This window comes from Pseudomonas sp. EMN2, from assembly GCF_009650555.1.
In the GTDB taxonomy this organism is placed as follows: domain Bacteria; phylum Pseudomonadota; class Gammaproteobacteria; order Pseudomonadales; family Pseudomonadaceae; genus Aquipseudomonas; species Aquipseudomonas sichuanensis.
In genome coordinates this window covers 43,000-63,405 of the sequence record NZ_VZZR01000010.1, presented here as the reverse complement: position 1 = coordinate 63,405, position 20,406 = coordinate 43,000, and the positions used below count along the sequence as shown (strand labels likewise).

Here is a 20,406-nt window from a genome sequence, read left to right as displayed (position 1 = left end):
TTGCTGGCGGCCTCATCGCGGGGCAAGCCCGCTCCCACGATGATCTGTGGGAGCGGGCTTGCCCCGCGATGACGTATTCAGCCCAAGAATAGCCGGTAAGCCGGGTTCTCGGTCTCGTCCCAGTAGGGGTAGCCGATCTTGGCCAGCGCCGCCGGCACCAGGTGACGCTCGTCTTCCGGCACCTGCAGCCCCGCCACCACGCGGCCATCGGCGGCGCCGTGGTTACGGTAGTGAAACATCGAGATGTTCCAGCGCCCGCCCAGCTTGTTGAGGAAGTTGAACAGTGCACCCGGCCGCTCGGGGAATTCGAAACGCAGCACGATCTCGTCGCTGGCCCCGGCCGAGTGGCCGCCGACCATGTGGCGAATGTGCAGCTTGGCCAGTTCGTTGTCGGTCAGGTCGGTGACCGGGAAGCCTTGCTCGGTCAACTGCTGCACCAAAGCCGCACGCGGGTCGGTGTCCGGGTGGGTCTGCACGCCAACGAAGATGTGCGCCTCGTCCGAGGTGTGCTTGCGGTAGTTGAACTCTGTGATCTGGCGTTTGCCGATGGCCTCGCAGAAGGCCTTGAAGCTGCCCGGGCGCTCGGGGATGGTCACGGCAATGATCGCCTCGCGCTTCTCGCCCAGCTCGGCGCGCTCGGCGACATGGCGCAGGCGGTCGAAATTGACGTTGGCGCCGGAGTCGATGGCCACCAGGGTCTGCCCGGTCACGCCCTTGAGCTCGACGTACTTCTTGATCCCGGCCACACCCAGTGCGCCGGCAGGTTCGGTGATCGAGCGGGTATCGTCGTAGATATCCTTGATCGCCGCACAGATCTCGTCGGTGCTGACGGTAATCACTTCATCCACATGGTGCCGGCAGATGTCGAAGGTGTGCTGACCGATCTGCGCCACCGCCACACCGTCGGCGAACAGCCCGACCTGCGGCAGCACCACGCGCTCGCCGGCAGCCATGGCGGCCTGCAGGCAGTTGGAATCGTCCGGCTCGACGCCGATCACCTTGATGTCCGGGCGCAGGTACTTCACGTAGGCGGCGATGCCGGCGATCAGGCCGCCGCCGCCGACCGGCACGAAGATCGCGTCAAGCTGGCCCGGATGCTGGCGCAGGATTTCCATGGCCACCGTGCCCTGGCCGGCGATGGTGTGCGGGTCGTCATAGGGGTGGATATAGACGAAGCCCTTCTCGTCGACCAGCTTCAGCGAATAGGCCAGTGCCTCGGGGAAGGAGTCGCCATGCAGCACCACTTTGCCGCCACGCGAGCGCACGCCCTCGATCTTGATCTCCGGAGTGGTCTTGGGCATCACGATGGTGGCCTTGATGCCCAGCTCGCGGGCGGCCAGGGCCACGCCCTGGGCGTGGTTGCCGGCCGACGCGGTGACCACGCCGCGGGCCAGTTCCTCTGCGCTCAGCTGCGCCAGTTTGTTGTACGCCCCGCGGATCTTGAACGAGAACACCGGCTGCAGGTCTTCGCGCTTGAGCAGCACCGTGTTGCCCAGGCGCTTGCTCAGCTGGCCGGCGCTGTGCAACGGGGTTTCGACGGCAACGTCGTAGACGCGCGAGGTGAGGATCTTCTTGACGTACTGTTCGAGCATCGGGAAAGCATCACTGGGCCGCGGGACAAGGCCTGGGAGTCTACCGCAGCGCTACGTCGGGCGACCACAGCAAAGCCGCGCGAGCCGTTATACTAGGCCCCTTTCGAATTCCGCCCAGCCCCTCCCGGAGCCCGCATGACCCAGGACCAACTCAAACAGGCCGTTGCCCAGGCCGCCGTCGACCTCATCCTGCCGAAACTGGATGAAAAGAGCGTCGTCGGTGTCGGCACCGGCTCTACCGCCAACTTCTTCATCGATGCCCTGGCCCAGCACAAGACCGCCTTCGACGGCGCCGTCGCCAGCTCCGAGGCCACCGCGCAGCGCCTGAAGGGCCATGGCATCCCGGTCTATGAGCTGAACAGCGTGAGCGAGCTGGAGTTCTACGTGGATGGCGCCGACGAAAGCGACGCCCACCTCAACCTGATCAAGGGCGGCGGCGCGGCCCTGACCCGCGAGAAGATCGTTGCGGCCGTGGCCAAGACCTTCATCTGCATCGCTGACGCCAGCAAGCTGGTACCGGTGCTGGGCGCCTTCCCGCTGCCGGTCGAAGTCATCCCCATGGCCCGCAGCCATGTGGCGCGCCAACTGGTCAAACTGGGCGGCGACCCGGTGTACCGCGAGGGCGTGGTGACCGACAACGGCAACGTCATCCTCGATGTGCACAACCTGCAGATCACCGACCCGGTGGCACTGGAAAGCCAGATCAACGCCATTGTCGGTGTGGTCACCAACGGTCTGTTCGCGGCGCGCCCGGCGGATGTGCTGTTGCTGGGGACCGCTGAAGGCGTGAAAACCCTGAAGGCCGAGTAAGCAGGTCAGCCGCCATCGCGGGGCAAGCCCGCTCCCACAGATGAAACGTGGGAGCGGGCTTGCCCCGCGATCTGTTCAGCCCATTCAGCCAGCCGGCTGCTTGAACACATAGAACAGGTTCGGCTCACTGACCATATAAAGGGTCCCGGCGTCGTCCATCGCAATCCCCTCTGCCTGCGGCACGGTCTGCTGCAAGCCCTGGAACCCTTTGCGCAATGACATCGTGCTCAGCGGCCTGCCCTTCACGTCCAGCTCCAGCACCAGCCGCGACTCGTCCGACAGCGCCAGCAGATGCCCGCTGCGCTCGTCGTACTGCAGGCTCGACAGGTCCCTCACGAACAACCGCCGGTCACGCTTGCGGTCCTGTACCACATGCACGGCGTAGGGTTTGTCGGGGTTGTCATGGGGAAAGCCATGCACCTCGTAGATCACCATCGGGTCGCGCTCCTTGGCCACGAACAGGCGCTTGCCTGCCGAGTCATAGGCCAGCCCCTCGAACCCCTTGTTGCCATTGAGGCCGATACCCAGACTGAGCTGCTCGGCATCGTTGGCGTCGAGGAACAGGGTGTCGTCGTCCAGGCGCACACGAATCAGGCGCTGCTGGCGCTCATCGGTGATCACATAGGTGCTGGGGCCCACATACTCCACCGCTTCGGGGTCACCGAAGCCGGTCAGGGGAATCCGCCGCAGGATGCGCCCGTCCAGCGACAACTCGATCAGCTCGGACTTGGCATTGGTGACGGTGAACAGGCTCTTGCGGTCGGGATCGTAGGTCAGCGCCGAGACGTCGTCGTCCAGGCCGACGACAGGCTGGGCCTCGAGCACCACCTGGTAACGGTCCAGGCCCATGCTCTGTTGCGCGGGCTGCCACCAGGTCTTGAGGTTGAACCAGCCGCGCTCGAACAGGCGGAAGTGGTGCCCTGCCACGCCGGCGAAAAGCAGCAGAGCAAGGGCGATGACAGCACAAATCAGACGGCGACTAGGGCGCATGGGGGCAAACTCGGCAAAATGAGCACGAATCTAACCACTACCAACTGAAGCAAAGCTTAATGCCAGCGTAGGACTTTTCTGAGCGCCCGTCAGTGCTTCTTGAAGCGATAGAACAGGTTGGGCTCGCTGACAAAATAGAGGTTGCCCTGCTCGTCCATGGCCACGCCCTCTGCCCGAGGGATGCGCTCCTTGAGGCCATTGAAACCGCCGAGCAGGGTCATGAAGCTGACCTGCTCACCCTTTTCATCGAGCTCGAGCAGCATGTTGGAGTCCGCCGACAGCACCAGCAGGTGGCCGGTGCGGGGGTCAACGCCCAGCGCAGAGAGGTTGCGCAGGTCGAGTTCGTCACTGGCCAGCGGCTGCTTCTCGCCCTTCAGCGGGCTGCGCCCATCGGTGCTCCAGACGTAAAGCTGCGGCGGCCGTTCTTCGCCAATCACCAGGCGCTGGCGCATCGGGTCCCAGACCACCGCTTCGAAGCCCTTGTTGCCATTGCTTTCATCACCCAGGTTGTAGCTGTGGAAGTCGGCGCGGTTCAGCGTCGTGGTGCCGGCGTCCACCTTGACCAGGGTCAGGTCATGGTTGCGCTCGTCGACGATGGCGATCTGGCCATCCTCCAGCACCGCTACGCCCTCCGGGTTCGACCAACCTACCAGCGGCATCTTGCGCAGCACATCACCATCAAGCGTCAGCTCGACCAGGAAGGGGTGCTTGCCCATCACCGCGAACAGGGTGCGAGTGTGCGGGCTGTAGGCCAGGTCAGAGGCCTCGTCCCGCTCCATGCCCGGTAGCGGTTTGGCATCGATGTCCACCACATAGTCCGGCAGCCAGATGCTTTCCTGGCGTTCGGCCTGGGTCTCGAAGCGCTCCTTTATCCACAGCAGCCCTCGGTCATCCCAGTGCATGGCCACGGCCAGGCCATAGCCGATCAGTGCCAGTGCAGCGAGCCAGGCCGGCCAACGCAGCAGCGCATGACGTTTACGGGTGGGCGGAACAGGAGCGGTGGACGGGATAGCCATTGGCGAGGTCCTGATGGTTGGCCGTAATGTCTTCCTTAACGTCGGCAAATGAACATGAAACTGCGCATTATCCGGATCGTTTGTGAAAAAAACGACAAATGCCATCAGGTGATGGCCACACGACGGCAGCAGGGCTGCCGTCGCTTCTACGGAGTCAGAGCACGCGGCCTTCGAACCGGCTGACGCCCGGAAGTTCCAGCACCAGTTCGTCACCGACATTGAACGGCCCCACGCCCGCCGGGGTGCCGGTGAGAATCACGTCGCCCGCCTGCAGCGAGAAGTTCGCCGCCATGTGCTGGATCATCGGCACGATCGGGTTGAGCATCATCGCGCTGTTGCCGTCCTGGCGCACTTCGCCATTGATGGTCAGACGGATGCCGATGTCGGTGAGGTCCTCGAAGGTACCCGCCGACACGAACGGCGGCAGTACGCAAGCGCCGTCAAAACTCTTGCACAGCTCCCACGGCAGGCCCTTTTCCTTCAACTTGGCCTGCAGGTCGCGCAGGGTCAGGTCCAGCGCCGGGGCAAAGCCGGAAATGGCGTCGAGCACTTCTTCTTCGGTTGGATGGGGCGACAGCGACTTGCCCAGCAACACGGCGATTTCCGCCTCGTAGTGCACCGAGCCGCGCTCGGTCGGGATCTTGAAACCACCCTCGAGCGGCACCACGCAACTGCCCGGCTTGATGAACAGTAGCGGCTCGCTGGGGATTGGGTTGTCCAGTTCCTTGGCATGCTCGGCGTAGTTGCGGCCGATGCACACCACCTTGCCCAGCGGGAAGTGGATGCGCGTGCCGTCTACGTACTGGTGCTGGTAACTCATGGCCGACTCCTGTGAACACTGCTTTTTATTCGGGAGCGAAGATCTTACCCGGATTCATGATGCCGTTAGGGTCGAACACCGCCTTGATTGCCTTCATGCAGGCAATTTCATCCGGTGAGCGGCTGTAGCCCAGGTAATCGCGCTTGGTCATGCCCACGCCGTGCTCGGCGGAGATCGAGCCGTGGTAGCGCTGGACGATCTCGAACACCCACTTGTTGACCTTGGTGCACGAGGCGAAGAAGTCGTCCTTGCTCATGTGGTCAGGCTTGAGGATGTTCAGGTGCAGGTTGCCGTCGCCGATGTGGCCATACCAGACCACCTCGTAATCCGGGTAGTGCTCGGCGACGATGGCATCGATATCGCGCAGGAACGCCGGCACCTTCGACACGGTGACCGAGATGTCGTTCTTGTACGGGGTCCAGTGGGAGATGGTCTCGGACAGGTATTCGCGCAGCTTCCACAAGTTCTTCAGCTGCGTCTCGCTCTGGCTCATCACCCCGTCCAGTACCCAGCCCTGCTCGACGCAGTGCTCGAAGGTGGCGAGCGCTTCGTTGGCTACCTGCTCGGTGCTGGCTTCGAACTCCAGCAAGGCATAGAACGGGCAGTCCGTCGCGAAGGGCGCGGGCACGTCACCACGGGCCATGATCTTGGCCAGGCCCTTATCGGAGAAAAACTCGAACGCGGTGAGGTCCAGCTTGCCCTGGAAGGCGTGCAGTACCGGCATGATCGCGTCGAAATCCGGCGTGCCCAGCACCATCGCCGTCAGATTGCGCGGCGCGCGGTCCAGGCGCATGGTTGCCTCGACCACAAAGCCCAGCGTGCCTTCGGCGCCGATGAACAGTTGGCGCAGGTCGTAGCCGGTAGCGTTCTTGATCAGGTCCTTATTGAGCTCGAGCAGTTCGCCCTTGCCCGTGACCACCTTCAGCCCGGCGACCCAGTTGCGGGTCATGCCGTAGCGAATGACCTTGATGCCGCCGGCGTTGGTGCCGATATTGCCGCCGATCTGGCTGGAGCCACTGGAAGCGAAGTCCACCGGGTAATACAGGCCCTGGTCCTCGGCGAACTGCTGCAGCTGGCGGGTAATAACGCCTGGCTGGCAGACCACGGTGCGGTCGAACTCATTGAAGGCGAGGATCTGGTTCATGTTGTCGAAGGCCACCACCACTTCGCCGTTGGCAGCGACCGCGGCACCCGACAGGCCAGTGCGGCCGCCGGACGGCACCAGGGCAACCTTGTGCCGGTTGGCCCAGGCGACGATGGCCTGCACTTGCTCGATGGTCTTGGGAAAAACGATGGCGCTCGGCGCGGGCGGGTAATGCTTGGTCCAGTCCTTGCCATAGGCGTCGAGCGAGGCCGGGTCGGTAAGCACCTTGCCTGGGTCGACCAGGGTCATCAGCTCTTCAATCAATGCAGGCTGGGTCATCGCTGGAACCCTCGACTTATTCATAGTCACCCTGAGTACTCTTCACCTGTCGGGATAAGCTCAGATTGAGTCGCGTATGCTAGCATAGCCCTCCCGTTGTTCGTGCTAAGGCCGACACCGCGCCGCTTCACCCCCCCTCGCCATTTTTCTCCGGGATACAGGTTTACGCAGATGAGCAAGACTTCTCTCGACAAGAGCAAGATCAGGTTCCTTCTTCTTGAAGGCGTCCACCAGAATGCGGTGGATACCCTCAAGGCTGCCGGGTACAGCAACATCGAATACCTCACCGGCTCGCTGCCGGACGCAGAACTGAAGGAAAAGATCGCCGATGCCCACTTCATCGGCATCCGCTCGCGCACTCAACTGACCGAAGAGGTCTTTGACTGCGCGAAGAAACTGGTCGCGGTCGGCTGTTTCTGCATCGGCACCAACCAGGTCGACCTGGGCGCAGCCCGCGAACGCGGCATCGCGGTGTTCAACGCACCGTACTCCAACACCCGTTCGGTCGCCGAACTGGTGCTGGCCGAAGCCATCCTGCTGCTGCGCGGTATCCCTGAGAAGAACGCTTCCTGCCACCGTGGCGGCTGGATCAAGAGCGCGGCCAACTCCTTCGAGATCCGAGGCAAGAAGCTGGGCATCGTCGGCTACGGCTCGATCGGCACCCAGCTGTCGGTACTGGCCGAGAGCCTGGGCATGCAGGTCTACTTCTACGACCCGCTGACCAAGCTGCCGCTGGGCAACGCCACCCAGATCACCAGCCTGAACGAACTGCTGGGCCTGGCCGACATCGTCTCGCTGCACGTTCCCGAGCTGCCATCCACCCAGTGGATGATCGGCGAGAAGGAAATCCGCGCGATGAAGAAGGGCTCGATCCTGATCAACGCCGCCCGTGGCACCGTGGTCGAGCTGGATCACCTGGCCGCCGCGATCAAGGACAAGCACCTGATCGGCGCCGCCATCGACGTGTTCCCGGTCGAGCCGCGCTCCAACGATGAAGAGTTCGAAAGCCCGCTGCGTGGCCTGGACAACGTGATCCTGACCCCGCACATCGGTGGTTCCACCGCCGAAGCCCAGGCCAACATCGGCCTGGAAGTGGCCGAGAAGCTGGTCAAGTACAGCGACAACGGTACTTCCGTGTCGTCGGTCAACTTCCCTGAAGTGGCCCTGCCGGCGCACCCAGGCAAGCACCGCCTGCTGCACATCCACGAAAACATTCCGGGCGTGCTCAGCGAAATCAACAAAGTGTTCGCCGAAAACGGTATCAACATCTCCGGTCAGTTCCTGCAGACCGACGAGAAAGTCGGTTACGTGGTGATCGACGTCGACGCCGAGTACTCGGACCTGGCCCAGGAAAAACTGCAGCACGTCAAAGGCACTATCCGCTCGCGCGTACTGTTCTGAGTTTGCTGGCTGCATGAAAAAGGGAGGCCCTGGTGGCCTCCCTTTTTTATTGGCGATTTGAACCCAATCCTGCGGGCCCGGCGCCAGCCTTACTTGACGTTGACGGTAATCTTCTGCGATTCAACGCTCGGCTTGAACGGCACGTGATACTTGTCGCCCAGCACCAGTTGCAGGGTGTGCTTGCCCGGTGTGAGGGTAATGGTCGCCTCGGTCTGTGCCTTGCCGAAGTGCAGCACCTGCGGGCCGGCCGGCAACGGGGCATTGTTCTCGGGCATCAGGCTGGTCGGCAGCGGCATGTCAGCCACCGGCGCCTTGTCGACATCCACCAGCAGGTGGTGATGGCCGCTGTGCGCGGTCTGGTCACCGGCAGGCTTGAGGGCAATGCCCTCGATGCCGAACTTGACGGTGAAGGTCTTGTCGACCGTGGCGCCGTCGGCGGGGGAAACGATGAAGACCTTGGCGCCTTCCGGTGGCTGCTCGCTCTTGAGTGCATCCGCAGCACTGGCGAACACCGACGCCCCCATCAGCAGACCGGCAACGGCAGCACGCGAAAATAGGCTTTTCATTCACTTCTCCTGTCATTCACTTCAATTGACCGCTATCACTAAAACCAAGCAAAGCGGTTATTCACCATAGTTCATCTGCGCCGGCGAAGGTTCAGAAAAACGCTACAGAAATAGTTGCTAATGACGTTAAACATTACCCAGGTCTTGGGGTCATAGGCTGCGTTCGACCGGGCGAGGAACAAGCTGCGGCGAATGACATTCATCTGCCATACAAATAAGGGGCTTTCATGCGTTTGACCATTGGCGTACTGCTGGCAGTACTGTTCTGCCCATTGGCCCAGGCCGAACTGATCGACGAAATCAACGACCGTGGCGAACTGCGCATTGCCGTGTTGAGCGACACGCCACCCTATGTGCTCAAAGAAGACCAGCGCCTGACCGGCTTCGAAATCGAGCTGGGCCAGGCCCTGGCCAAAGAGCTGGATGTGCGCGCCGAGTTCGTCGAAGCCACGGCTGAAGATGTCTTGCCGGGCGTGGTCAGCGGCAAGTACGACATTGCCTTCAACAAGCCTCAACCTGAACTGGACCCTGAACTGGTCACCAGCCAGCCATTCAGTACCTCGCACCTGGTGATCCCCTTCCAGAAAGGCAATCCGGCCTTCGAGAGTGCCGTGAACAATGCCCTGAAGCGGATCGAGAGTGATGGCCGGCTAGCCGCGCTTGAACAGAAATGGCTGCGCAGCGAAGCGCGCAAGTGAGTACCTGCTGACGCTGGCGCCTATTGCAGGCTTGCCAGCGCCCGTTCGGCCTCGTCCAGCTCCAGCTCGCTGAACACCTGCACCCCTTCACGTCGCAACAACGCCGTGGTGACGCCCTCGCCCGCTACTTTCACCCCCGTGAAAGTGCCGTCGTAGGTCTGCCGGTTACCGCACGACGGGCTGCCGGACTTGAGCACCGCCACCCGGATGCCATGCCGGCGAACCAGCTCCAGCGCCCGTTGCGCCCCGACCATGAACGCCGCGCTGACATCCTCGCCGCTAGCCGTCAGCACCTGTGCCTGTGCGTCCAGCACCTGACCACCCTGCCCGCCCGGGATTTCCGCCGCAGGCCGGGGTGTCGACAGGCCGCCGGCCACTTCCGGACACAGCGGCACTACCCGGCCCTCGGCCTGCCAGCGCTGCAGCAGATCGGGGTGTCCGCTGGCACGCCCGTCGTAGCGCACCGGCTGGCCCAGCAGACAGGCGCTGACCAGGACTCTCGGCGGCTCAGAAGGGGTCATTGCCACGGCGGCGGAACCAGCCCGTCAGCGACAGGCGCTCGCGCCCGGCCGGCAGGACTTCATGGGGAATGGCGCCAGACAGGAACACCACCAGGCTGCCGGCGATCGGCTGCACGTCATGCTCGACATCGCCGTCGAGGAACATGCGCAGCTGCCCGCCATCGTCCGGCTGCCAGCCTTCATTGAGATAGAACACCGCAGAAACGGTACGCCGGTCGTCGTCGCGGAAGCGATCCAGATGGCGGCGGTAGAAGGCCCCCGGCGGATACAGGGCAAAATGGCACTCGAAATCCTCGAGCCCGAGGAACAACCCCTGGTTGATGGCCTGGCGCAGGCTGTCCATGGCCCCCAAATACTGGTCGCAGGCCGCGGATTCACCAGGGTCGATCCACTGGATCTGGTCGCCACGGATCGCCTCGCGCACTTCCTGCGCGGCGCCGCGCCCCACCCCGGCAGGGTTGAGTTCGCCTTCGGCATAACGGCGCCGGCACTCGAGCGCGAGCTCACGCGACAGCCCGTCGGGTAGAAAGAGGGTTTGCTGCGACCAGCCACGGGTGGCCAGGTCGTCGACGATTGCCGACAGCATGGGATGTTCGCAAGGATTGTGCATGGCGCATCATAGCCATTCGGCCTGCCCGCGCACAGCGCCACTTGGTCAGGAAGCGCCCCTGGCGACTCGACAAAGCCCCGCCATGCCAAGGACAATGGCGGCCTGACGACAGGAGTCCTGAATGCGCCGTCTGTTTTCCCTGCTTCTGCTGATGATCTGCACCATGCCTGTCTGGGCAGACAACCTTGATCAGCTGTACAAGGCCGCCGGCTGGCCCGACCAGCGAGCCCATTTCAACGATGCCGTGAGCGCCGCCCAACAGCGCTACCGCAACAGCCTGCCGCCTGCGGTTTACCAGGCGCTGGTCAACAACAGCAACCAGCGCTTCCAGGCCCAGGCCATGGACCGCCGCGCCCAGGCGCAGTTGCGCAGCACCCTCAAGAACCCGGCACCGGCCCTGGCCTTCTTCCAGTCGCCACTAGGGCGCAAGGTGGTGGCCGCCGAGCTGCTGGCCACGCGCAAGGACCAGCTGGCCAAGAATGCCAAGGGCTTGCCTAAGATCCAGGCCAGCGACAATCGCCAGCTGATCATCGGCCACCTGGCACAGGCGCTTCCCGCGCGCGAGGCCGGTGCGGAAGTCAGCCTGGCCATCGCCGGGGTGGCCGCCGACAGCCTCAGCTCGATGATCCCCGGCCTGTTCGGTGGAGGTCAGACGCAGAGCCTGCTCGACGGCCAACGCCAGCGCCTGATGAACCAGGTCGGCGAAGACCTCGACAACACCCTGTTGTATGTCTATCGCGACCTGTCGGACGCCGAGCTGGAGCAGTTCTCGACCTTCGCCGAGTCGCCGGACGGCCAGGCCTACTACAAAGCGGCGGTAAGCGCGGTGCGCGCGGCCCTCGCCGTGGGCCAGAATGCCAACGACCTGAACTGATCAGCCCAGGCGCTGGCCAATGAAGTCGAAGTAGCGCCGGCGGATGCCCGGCAGCTCGTTGGCCAGGTGGTGCCGGGCCTCGGGCAGCATCAGGATCTGCGGCTCGGCGAACTTGGCCTTTAGCACCTTGAGGTTGTACGGCCAATCCACCGTGGCATCCGCCTCCCCCTGTACGATCAATGGCCGTCGCGCGCTCTGCGGCGCGGCCTCGATGCGCCTTACCCATTTCATCAATGCCCCGACCCAGGCAGTCGGCAGGCGCCGTGGCTGCAGCGGGTCGGCCTCCAGGAACGGCAGGAACGCCGGATCGTTGGTGTTCTCGCTGAAGCGCCGCTCGATGCCGTTGACGAAGTGGCGCAGCACCCGGTAGCTCAGCTTCGACCAACCCCAGGCGCGCGGGCGCACCAGCGGCGCCAGCAGAATCACCTCGCCGTCGGCCGGGCTCTGCTCGGCGCAATGCAACAGGTGATCGACCACGATCGCACCGCCCGTGCTTTGCCCGCACAGGTGCCAGGGGTGCGGCAGCTCAAGTTGGCGCGCCTGCTCGAACAGTGCATCGAGGGCCTGCTGGTAGATGGCGAAGTCTTCGATGCTGGCCCGTTCGCCGCTGGACAACCCGTGCCCTGGCAGGTCACAGCTGATCACTGCATAGCCCTGCGCCAATGCCCACTCGATGACATGCCGGTACAGGCCCATGTGGTCGTAGTAGCCGTGCAGCATGAACAACGTCGCCACCGGCTGCGCGGGGAGCCAGACCTGGCCGACCAGCTCGAACCCCGCCGCGCGAAAGCCGCCAAGCCAGCTCGGCACGCCCAGCTCCAGGCCGTAATAGCGTTGATAGTCGCGGGCTTGAGCGGACAACGGTTGGCGTTCGGCAAGCGGCGCCAGGCTGGCGCGCAACAGGTCGGGCTTCAAAGCGGCAGGCATCGGTACATCCACAACGAGGCGAGTATTGATCTGGGATATTCAGCTTATGGCAGCGCCATGGCAAGCTGGCGCACGACCCAAGGCCAACTCGTCCCTGTGGGAGCGGGCTTGCCCCGCGATGACCCGATCGCGGGGCAAGCCCGCTCCCACAGGGATTGCGGACTCTCATGCGAATTACCAAGACACTGCTTTCGACCAGTATTGCCCTGCTCTGCGCCGCCGCCCTGTGGTGGGCCTACGACAGTTTCCAGGCCCGCTACCTGCGCCCCTTCGACAACCAGACCACACTGTTCGACGGCAGCCAGCTGCGCCTGCCGCCCGAACTGGCCGGCCCCGGCTCGATCCGCGTGGTGCACTTCTGGGACCCGGCCTGCCCGTGCAACGTCGGTAACCAGCAGCACCTGGGCGAGCTGGTCGAGCACTTTGCCCCACAGGGGGTCAGCTTCCACGTGGTGCAACGGCCCGGCAGCCACGGCCAACTGCCCGCCAACCTCGGTGCACTCAAACCCCTGGCCGGGCTGCCCGGCAGCGAACACCTGCCGGCCACCCCCGCCGTGGCGATCTGGGACCGCAACGGCGAGCTGGCCTACTTCGGCCCCTACAGCGAAGGCGCAGTGTGCAATTCCAGCAACAGCTTCATCGAGCCTATCCTCAAGGCCCTGAATGAAGGGCGCCGGGTGCAGGCCAGCAACACCCTGGCCGTGGGCTGCTACTGCCCCTGGGCAGGTTGACGTACCCGTGCCGGGTTACCCACCACTACTGCCCCCGCCGGCACATCGCGGGTGACCACGCTGCCGGCGCCGACCACGGCGTTATCGCCAATGCTCACCCCCGGCAGGATGATCGCCCCGCCGCCGATCCACACGTTGTCGCCGATGGTCACCGGCCGCCCGCTTTCCAGGCCGCTGCGGCGCAGCTCAGGGTCGAGCGGGTGGTCGGCGGTGTAGATCTGCACGGCAGGGCCGATCTGGCAGTCGGCGCCGATGCGCACCGGCAGCACGTCGAGGATCACGCAGTTGAAGTTCATGAAGGTATTGGCGCCGACACTGAGGTTGTAGCCGTAGTCGCAATAGAACGGCGGGCGGATCACCACACCGTCGCCGACGCTGCCGAAGTGCTCGACCAGCAACCCGTGGCGGGCTTCGTTGAGCAGCTCGACGCTGGCGTTGTAGCGGTGCATCCAGTGCTTGTTGGCGATCTGCTCGGCCTGAAGTTCCGGGCAGCCAGCGTGGTAGAGCTGGCCTTGCAGCATTTTCTGTTTTTCGCTGAGGGACATGGAAACTCCTTGTTGGGGGCTATGCTCAGTGCGCGAATCCGCCGATGATCGGACCACATTTTTCGCTCGAGTGCACAAGGAGTCTCGATGAAGCGCAGCCTGACCCTGCTGGCCGTGGTGATTGCCGTGGCCGCTGCCGGCGCCGGTTACTGGTATGTGCAGGGCAAGCAGCCCCAGCGCGAGGGCGAACTGGCCCTTGCCGGGCTGCAAGCGCCGGTCACCGCCCGCTATGACGCGCGCGGCGTACCGCACCTGCAGGCGCAGAACGAGCAGGACCTGTACCGCGCCCTGGGCTACGTGCACGCCCAGGACCGCCTGTTCCAGATGGAGATCATGCGCCGCCTGGCGCGTGGCGAGCTGGCCGAGGTGCTGGGCGACAAGTTGCTGCCCACCGACACCCTGTTCCGCAGCCTGCGCATCCGCGAGCAGGCCGCGCTGATGGTCCAGCGCCAGGACCGCCAGGCCCCGGCCTGGATAGCCTTGCAGGCCTACCTCGATGGCGTGAACCAGTGGCAGGCCAGCCATCCCAAGCCGATGGAGTTCGATCTGCTTGGTATCACCCCGCGCCCTTTCACCGCCGAGGACACCCTGAGCATCGCCGGCTACCTGGCCTACAGCTTCGCCGCGGCCTTTCGCACCGAGCCCGCGCTCACCTACATCCGCGACCAGCTCGGCGCCGATTACCTGAAGATCTTCGACCTCGACTGGCAGCCCGTCGGTGCCATCGCCACGCCGCTGGCCGCCGCCGACTGGCGCAGCCTGGAGCAGCTGGCGCGGCTCAGCCACGAGGCCTTGGGCGATGCCGGCATCCCCCAGTTCGAAGGCAGCAACGCCTGGGCCGTGGCCGGCAGCCGCACCCGCAGCGGCCGCCCGTTGCTGGCGGGCGACCCGCACATCAGCTTCGCGGTGCCGGCGGTATGGTACGAGGCCGAGCTGTCGGCGCCGGGCTTCAACCTGTACGGCTACTTCCAGGCGCTCAACCCGTTCGCCCTGCTTGGCCACAGCCGCGACTTCGGCTGGAGCCTGACCATGTTCCAGAACGACGACGTCGACCTGATCGCCGAAAAGACCAACCCGGCCAACCCCGAGCAAGTGATGGTCGATGGCCGCTGGCAGACCCTGGAAAAAACCGAGCAGCAGATCGCCGTAAAAGGCGAGCAGCCGGTGCCCCTCACCCTGCGCCGCTCGCCCCACGGCCCAATCGTCAACACGGTGCTGGGCAACAGCGCCGGCGCTGCGCCCATCGCCATGTGGTGGGCGTTCCTGGAAACCGACAACCCGATCCTCGAAGGCTTCTACCAGATCAACCGCGCCGACACCCTGGGCAAGATGCGCGAAGCGGCAGCCAAGGTGCAGGCGCCAGGGCTGAACCTGGTCTGGGCCAACGCCCGTGGCGATATCGGCTGGTGGGCGGCGGCGCGCCTGCCGATCCGCCCGGACGGGGTGAACCCGGCGTTCATCCTCGACGGCAGCAGCGGCCAGGCCGACAAGCCCGGCTTCTACCCGTTCAGCGTCAACCCGCAGCAGGAGAACCCGGCCAGCGGCTACATCGTCTCGGCCAACTATCAACCACCGGCGGTGGTGCCGGTGCCCGGCTACTACAACCTGGCCGACCGTGGCCGCCAACTGGACCGCCACCTGAGCAACCCGGACATCAAGTGGGACACCCAGAACAGCCAGGCCCTGCAGCTGGACACCAGCAACGACTACGGCCCGCGCACCCTGGCGCCGCTGCTGGGCACCTTGCGTAGCGTGGCCCAAGGCGACGAAGAGAAAGAGCTGGTCGAACAGTTGGCCGCCTGGCGCGGCGACTACCCGGTGGACTCCACCAGCGCCACGCTGTTCAACCAGTTCCTCTACGAATTGGCTTTCGCTGCGCTGCATGACGAGCTGGGCGATACCTGGTTCCCGATCCTGATCAGCACCCGCGCCATCGACGCGGCCCTGCCGCGACTGGCCGCCGACCCGGCCTCACCCTGGTGGAACCTGCGCGGCGGCAATGAACACACCGACCGCAACGCCATCGTGCGGCTGGCTTGGCAGCGCAGCCTCAAGCACCTGGGCGAGACCTTCGGCAAGGACCCGGCCAGCTGGCAATGGGGCAAGGCCCACACCCTCACCCACAACCACCCGCTGGGGGTGAAAAAGCCGCTGAACCTGCTGTTCAACGTTGGCCCCTTCGCCGCCCCGGGCACTCATGAAGTGCCGAACAACCTTTCAGCGAAGATCGGCCCGGCGCCCTGGCCGGTCACCTATGGCCCGTCCACCCGGCGGGTGATCGACTTCGGCGACGCCGGCGCGGCCTTGACCATCAACCCGGTCGGGCAAAGCGGCGTGCCGTTCGACAAGCACTATGGCGACCAGGCAGAGGATTACATCGAGGGGCGCTACCACAAGGCGCGCATGGGGGTGATCCCGGCGCAGAGCACGTTGCGGTTGGTGCCTGAGCGATGATCGTCATGAAAACCTGGCCCCTGTGGGAGCGGGTTTACCCGCGAAGCAGGTGACGTGGTGGATGGCACCGGCTCTGCCGGTGTTCGCGGGTAAACCCGCTCCCACAGGGCCTTGTCACGATTACCAAATTTGCTATCCCCATTCATGAGATAACCCCATGCAAAAACACTTCATCGAAATAGACGGCGCGCGCATGAGCTACGTCGACCAAGGCCAGGGCTTCCCGGTCCTGCTCGGCCATAGCTACCTGTGGTCGGCCGCCATGTGGCAACCGCAGATCGACGCGCTGTCGAAGCACTTCCGGGTCATCGTGCCCGAGCTGTGGGGCCACGGCGATTCCGACGCGCCGCCGGCCACCACCACCGACATGAGCGCCTTGAGCCGCCAGCACCTGGCCCTGCTCGATGCGCTGGATATCCCCAAGTGCCATCTGGTCGGCCTGTCGGTCGGCGGCATGTGGGGCGCGCAGCTGGCCATCGAACACCCGGAGCGGGTTGACCGCCTGGTGCTGCTGGATACCTACCTGGGGGCGGAACCGGAGGCCACGCGGCTGAAGTACTTCGGCCTGCTGGATGCCGCCAGTGCAGCAGGCGCGTTTGTCGACCCGCTGCTGGATATCGTGGTACCGATCTTCTTCCATGCCGGCGGGGAAACCGTGCCCCAGGTGCGCGAGCAGTTTCGTGCGCAGTTGAAGGCAAGCAGCGCCCAGACCATCCGCGAAAGCCTGGACCCGATGGGGCGAGTGATCTTTGGCCGGCCGGATCTGCTGGCACGCCTCGGCGAGCTGCCTGCAGATCGGACCATCGTGATCTGTGGTGATCAGGACATTCCCAGGCCGCCCGCGGAGTCGAACGAGATGGCGCAGTTGATTGGTTGCCTGGCGGCGCAGATTCCGTTTGCCGGGCATATCTCCAGCCTGGAGAACCCGGGGGTGGTGAATGATTTCCTGCTGAACTGGTTGCCGCGTAACGGCTGATATCGCCATCGCGGGGCAAGCCCGCTCCCACGTTGGAACCGTGGGAGCGGGCTTGCCCTGCGATCAGATCAACCCTGCCACTTGCCCCCTTCGACAATCACGCTCTCGGGCTTGGTATCGTCGCTCAGCTCTTTGCGCACGTACTGGTCATACAGCTTGAGCAAAAACTTCTCCTCACCCAGCTTGGCCAGCTCGGCATTCACCCAGTCGCGCAGCTCGGCATTGCCCTTCTTCACCGCCGGGGCAATCGGTGCTTCCTCACCCAACAGTTGCGGCAGCACACGGTAGCCCGGATTCTGCTTGGCCCAGCTGAACAGGATCAGGTTGTCCTGGGCATAGGCATCGCCACGGCCATTGGCCAGGGCGGCCAGCGACTCGCTGTTCTTCTCGAACTTGAGCAGTTTCCACTCCGGGTGGTTTTTCGTCAGCCAGATATCGGCCGTGGTGCCGGTGGTGACGATGATGGTCTTGTCGGCCAGCTCGTCGAGCTTCTGCACCGGGCTGCCGTCGGCAACGATGGCCTGCACGGCCACGCGCAGGTTGGGGTTGGTGAAGTCCACCGCCTCCTTGCGCTCAGGGGTGACGGTCATGTTGGCGAGGATCAGGTCGACCTTGTCGCTCTGCAGGAAGGGGATGCGGCTGGCGGGCTCGACGGCGACGAACTCGACCTTGTTCTCGTCGCCCAGCAAGTCCTTGGCGAAACGCCGGCCGATGTCGGTGTCGAAGCCGACGTAGCGGCCACTCTCATCGACGAAGCCGAACGGCGGCTTGTCGGTGAACACGCCGACGATCAGCTTGTCGCGGGCCTTGATGGTTTCCAGGTAGCTGCTGGCGGGCGAGGCGCCAGCGGGCTTGGCCGGTTCTTCGGCCTTGTTGCAGCCGGCCAGCAGGGCCAGGCCAAGCAGTGGAGCGAGCAGTTTGGCAAAGGGTGCGGTGTTCATGACAGTTCCTTGTGAAGTGTCTTGGGCAGGCTTTCGACGAAAGAGAATTTCTCCAGGAACTGCTGCGCGCGTGCGGTCTGCGGTTGGGTGAAGAAGCGCTCGGGGTGGTTCTGTTCAAGGATCCTGCCGGCCTCCATGAACACGATGCGGTCGGCCACCGCGCGGGCGAAGGCCATTTCGTGGGTAACGATGAGCAGGGTCATGCCGTCCCGGGCCAGGCCCTGGATCACTTGCAGCACCTCCTTGACCATCTCCGGGTCGAGGGCGGCGGTGACTTCGTCGAACAGCATCACCTGCGGGTTCATGCACAGCGAGCGGACGATGGCGATGCGTTGCTGCTGGCCGCCGGACAGCTGCCGCGGGTAGGCATCGCGCTTGTCCAGCAAGCCCACCCGCGCCAGCAGTGCTTCGGCCTGGGCCTGGGCTTCGGCGCGCTCGCGCTTTTGCACCTTGAGCGGGCCCAGCAGCAGGTTGTCCAGCACGCTCATGTGGCCGAACAGGTGGTAGCTCTGGAACACCATGCCCACCCGCTGGCGCACTTGGCGCCAGTCGGTGCCTGGGGCCAGCAGCTCCTGCCCGTCCAGGCGCAGGCTGCCGCTGTGGGCCTGTTCCAGGCCGTTGAGGCAGCGCAGCAGGGTGCTTTTGCCGCAGCCGCTGGGGCCGAGGATCACCACCACCTCGCCGGCGCGAACCTGCAGGTCGACGTTGGCCAGCACCTGCTGCTCGCCGAAGAGCTTGTTGAAACCGTGGAATTCGATCAATGCGCTCATGAGTGGGCCCAGCGGCGTTCCAGCACGCGCGAGGCGGCGGAAAGCGGGTAGCAGACGAAAAAGAAGAACAGCAGCAGCACGCCGTAGATCAGCGCCGATTCATAGGTGCGTTCGATGATCTGTTGGCCGGCCTTGATCACTTCGACCACACCGATCAGCACCGCCAGCGAGCTGGTCTTGATGATGCGGGTATAGATGTTGATGGTCGGCGGGGTCATGCGCTTGAGCGCTTGCGGCAGCAGCACATGGGCGTACAGCTGCCAGCCGGACAGGCCGATCGATAGCCCCGCCTCGCGCTGGCCACGGGGCAGCGAGCCGAGCGCACCGCGCACCACCTCGCCGACTTCGCTGGCGCCCCACAGGCCCAATACCAGCACCGCGCACCAGAAGCTGGGGATGCTCAGGCCAAGGAAGATCGGCAAGCCGAAGAACACCAGGTACAACCAGACCAGTACCGGGATCGCCCGGAACAGTTCCAGGTAAACCTGCAGCAGCACGTTCAGCAGCCGGTTGCCGAGGGTGGCCAGCACGCCGTAGAGCACACCGCCGAGGGTGGCAAAGCCGATGCCCAGTGCCGAAATCGCTACGGTTTGCCCGGCGCCGGCTGCCAGTTGCGGCAGCGACACCTGCAGCAGTTCAAATGCCGAACTGGCCATGTTGCAGCCTCCTTTCCAGGCGGCGCAGCAGCAGCGACAACGGCAGGAAGATCAGCACGCAGAGCAGGGTCAGTACCGCGAGCATCTCGTAGGTCTTGTAGTACAGGGCGATGTAGTTCTTGGTGGTGTAGAGGATCTCCGGCACCGCCACCGCCGAGACCACGGTGGTCTCCTTGAGCAGGAACACGAAGTTGGCGAACAGTGCCGGCAGGCTGAGGATGCCCGCTTGCGGCAGGATCACATGGCGCAGCAGCTGGCCTTCGGACAGGCCGATCGAACGCCCGGACTCCAGCTGTGCCCGCGGCACCGCTTCGACCCCGGCGCGCAGCACTTCGGTGAGGTAGGCGCCGCCCATGAAGGTCATGGTGATGATCGCCGCGGCGAAGCCCGAAATCTTCACACCCACGCTCGGCAGGGCGAAGTAGACGAAGAACAGCTGGATCAGCAGCGGCGTGTTGCGGGCCAGCTCCACGTAGCCCTGCACCAGGCGCCGCAGGTACGGTGTGCGCAAGACCAGGATGGCCGAGTTGAGCAACGCCACCAGCATCGAGGTGGCAATGGCGATCAGGCCGACCTGCAAGGTCACCCCCACCGCCTTGAAGAAGGCCGGCAATGTGCTAAGCATGAAGGCGGTGTCGAAACTCATGGAATGGGCCTCGACACAAGGTTAGGGAGGTACGGCATGGGCAGGTTCCAGGTCGGCACGAGGGTCGCTCGGCGTCATTCAACACATAGTGGCTCTGTGCCGGTAGGCACGATTTATAGACTCTAAAGGTATAAAAATATTTTTATAAATACCTTTATTGCATATCTATATCACCGCCTGTTTTCCTCGGAAATTTCCCGCCTCAGGTTGGGACCTTTCTTACGAATCGCCCCTCAAACAGGTTTCAAACTGTGACTTGCATGGCCCATCAAACTTACAAGGACGAAAACGATGAACAGCCCCTGCTCACCTGCTGCGAATGAACAATTGCTTTGGCTGCTGGCCCTGCGCCGGGCGCTGGGTGGTCAACCCTGATCTGTTGGCAAAGCCGGTGCCATCTACCGCGGTGCTGCAATCGCGGGGCAAGCCCGCTCCCACG

Annotated in this window: 21 protein-coding genes; 7 read left to right on the top strand and 14 right to left on the bottom strand. The window is 64.2% G+C overall.

Annotation, left to right across the window (positions count from 1 at the left end):
• Nucleotides 1–77: 77 nt before the first annotated feature.
• Nucleotides 78–1,592 carry a threonine ammonia-lyase, biosynthetic gene (gene ilvA / locus F6X61_RS03885; RefSeq protein WP_153785487.1) on the bottom strand — a complete coding sequence of 505 codons (1,515 nt, stop codon included), beginning with the start codon at nt 1,590–1,592 and terminating at the stop codon, nt 78–80.
• Between the two features lie 135 nt (nt 1,593–1,727).
• Between ilvA and rpiA the strand changes: the two genes are divergently transcribed.
• Nucleotides 1,728–2,402, top strand: coding sequence for a ribose-5-phosphate isomerase RpiA (rpiA, locus tag F6X61_RS03880; protein WP_153785486.1), 675 nt, complete (start codon nt 1,728–1,730; stop codon nt 2,400–2,402).
• Between the two features lie 84 nt (nt 2,403–2,486).
• Here the strand turns inward: rpiA and F6X61_RS03875 are convergent, their stop codons facing one another.
• From F6X61_RS03875 to F6X61_RS03860, 4 genes are all read right to left on the bottom strand, one after another.
• Nucleotides 2,487–3,392: an SdiA-regulated domain-containing protein gene (locus F6X61_RS03875; RefSeq protein WP_153785485.1), complete on the bottom strand. Its 906-nt coding sequence runs from the start codon at nt 3,390–3,392 to the stop codon at nt 2,487–2,489.
• An 89-nt stretch (nt 3,393–3,481) separates the two neighbouring features.
• On the bottom strand, nt 3,482–4,408 hold the full coding sequence (locus F6X61_RS03870) for an SdiA-regulated domain-containing protein (protein ID WP_371923651.1): 927 nt from the start codon (nt 4,406–4,408) through the stop codon (nt 3,482–3,484).
• Nucleotides 4,409–4,562: 154 nt separating this feature from the next.
• Nucleotides 4,563–5,228, bottom strand: coding sequence for a fumarylacetoacetate hydrolase family protein (locus tag F6X61_RS03865; RefSeq protein WP_125860970.1), 666 nt, complete (start codon nt 5,226–5,228; stop codon nt 4,563–4,565).
• Between the two features lie 25 nt (nt 5,229–5,253).
• A complete protein-coding gene (locus F6X61_RS03860) occupies nt 5,254–6,651 on the bottom strand; it encodes an FAD-binding oxidoreductase (RefSeq protein ID WP_153785484.1) in 1,398 nt (465 codons plus the stop codon).
• A gap of 171 nt (nt 6,652–6,822) precedes the next feature.
• Here F6X61_RS03860 and serA point away from each other — a divergent pair, with 171 nt between their 5' ends.
• Entirely contained in the window at nt 6,823–8,052 is a 1,230-nt protein-coding gene (serA, locus tag F6X61_RS03855; protein ID WP_110992105.1) for a phosphoglycerate dehydrogenase, read from the top strand.
• Nucleotides 8,053–8,141: 89 nt separating this feature from the next.
• On the opposite strand, the gene F6X61_RS03850 is transcribed toward serA, so the two are convergent.
• The gene (locus F6X61_RS03850; protein ID WP_110992104.1) at nt 8,142–8,618 is read right to left on the bottom strand and encodes a DUF4399 domain-containing protein; all 477 of its coding nucleotides are present in this window, start codon (nt 8,616–8,618) and stop codon (nt 8,142–8,144) included.
• Nucleotides 8,619–8,845: 227 nt separating this feature from the next.
• Between F6X61_RS03850 and F6X61_RS03845 the strand changes: the two genes are divergently transcribed.
• Nucleotides 8,846–9,316, top strand: a complete 471-nt coding sequence (locus tag F6X61_RS03845) for a transporter substrate-binding domain-containing protein (RefSeq protein ID WP_153785483.1) — start codon at nt 8,846–8,848, stop codon at nt 9,314–9,316.
• A gap of 20 nt (nt 9,317–9,336) precedes the next feature.
• On the opposite strand, the gene F6X61_RS03840 is transcribed toward F6X61_RS03845, so the two are convergent.
• Nucleotides 9,337–9,837, bottom strand: coding sequence for a DUF523 domain-containing protein (locus F6X61_RS03840; RefSeq protein WP_153785482.1), 501 nt, complete (start codon nt 9,835–9,837; stop codon nt 9,337–9,339).
• Nucleotides 9,824–10,447, bottom strand: a complete 624-nt coding sequence (locus F6X61_RS03835) for a 2OG-Fe(II) oxygenase (RefSeq protein ID WP_153785481.1) — start codon at nt 10,445–10,447, stop codon at nt 9,824–9,826. The genes F6X61_RS03840 and F6X61_RS03835 overlap by 14 nt, the downstream gene beginning before the upstream one ends.
• Before the next feature lie 121 nt (nt 10,448–10,568).
• Between F6X61_RS03835 and F6X61_RS03830 the strand changes: the two genes are divergently transcribed.
• Nucleotides 10,569–11,321, top strand: a complete 753-nt coding sequence (locus F6X61_RS03830; protein ID WP_110992100.1) for a DUF2059 domain-containing protein — start codon at nt 10,569–10,571, stop codon at nt 11,319–11,321.
• On the opposite strand, the gene F6X61_RS03825 is transcribed toward F6X61_RS03830, so the two are convergent.
• Complete coding sequence (locus tag F6X61_RS03825) at nt 11,322–12,248, bottom strand: alpha/beta hydrolase (RefSeq protein WP_153785480.1); 927 nt, start codon at nt 12,246–12,248, stop codon at nt 11,322–11,324.
• Between the two features lie 167 nt (nt 12,249–12,415).
• Here F6X61_RS03825 and F6X61_RS03820 point away from each other — a divergent pair, with 167 nt between their 5' ends.
• Nucleotides 12,416–12,979 (top strand): DUF6436 domain-containing protein, encoded by a 564-nt coding sequence (locus tag F6X61_RS03820; protein ID WP_153785479.1) that lies wholly within the window; start codon nt 12,416–12,418, stop codon nt 12,977–12,979.
• On the opposite strand, the gene F6X61_RS03815 is transcribed toward F6X61_RS03820, so the two are convergent.
• Complete coding sequence (locus F6X61_RS03815; RefSeq protein ID WP_153785478.1) at nt 12,958–13,524, bottom strand: sugar O-acetyltransferase; 567 nt, start codon at nt 13,522–13,524, stop codon at nt 12,958–12,960. The genes F6X61_RS03820 and F6X61_RS03815 overlap by 22 nt on opposite strands.
• 87 nt (nt 13,525–13,611) lie before the next feature.
• Between F6X61_RS03815 and F6X61_RS03810 the strand changes: the two genes are divergently transcribed.
• Complete coding sequence (locus tag F6X61_RS03810; protein WP_153785477.1) at nt 13,612–15,978, top strand: penicillin acylase family protein; 2,367 nt, start codon at nt 13,612–13,614, stop codon at nt 15,976–15,978.
• 157 nt (nt 15,979–16,135) lie between these two features.
• A complete protein-coding gene (locus F6X61_RS03805; RefSeq protein ID WP_153785476.1) occupies nt 16,136–16,954 on the top strand; it encodes an alpha/beta fold hydrolase in 819 nt (272 codons plus the stop codon).
• Nucleotides 16,955–17,022: 68 nt separating this feature from the next.
• Here F6X61_RS03805 and F6X61_RS03800 read toward each other — a convergent pair whose 3' ends face one another.
• Genes F6X61_RS03800 through F6X61_RS03785 form a run of 4 tightly spaced genes read right to left on the bottom strand, consistent with a single transcriptional unit; the run spans nt 17,023 to nt 19,967 of the window.
• The gene (locus F6X61_RS03800) at nt 17,023–17,895 is read right to left on the bottom strand and encodes a transporter substrate-binding domain-containing protein (RefSeq protein ID WP_153785475.1); all 873 of its coding nucleotides are present in this window, start codon (nt 17,893–17,895) and stop codon (nt 17,023–17,025) included.
• A complete protein-coding gene (locus F6X61_RS03795) occupies nt 17,892–18,665 on the bottom strand; it encodes an amino acid ABC transporter ATP-binding protein (RefSeq protein WP_153785474.1) in 774 nt (257 codons plus the stop codon). Before F6X61_RS03795 ends, F6X61_RS03800 begins: the two co-directional genes overlap by 4 nt.
• Complete coding sequence (locus F6X61_RS03790; RefSeq protein WP_153785473.1) at nt 18,662–19,321, bottom strand: amino acid ABC transporter permease; 660 nt, start codon at nt 19,319–19,321, stop codon at nt 18,662–18,664. The genes F6X61_RS03795 and F6X61_RS03790 overlap by 4 nt, the downstream gene beginning before the upstream one ends.
• Entirely contained in the window at nt 19,302–19,967 is a 666-nt protein-coding gene (locus F6X61_RS03785; protein ID WP_153785472.1) for an amino acid ABC transporter permease, read from the bottom strand. Before F6X61_RS03785 ends, F6X61_RS03790 begins: the two co-directional genes overlap by 20 nt.
• Nucleotides 19,968–20,406: the final 439 nt, after the last annotated feature.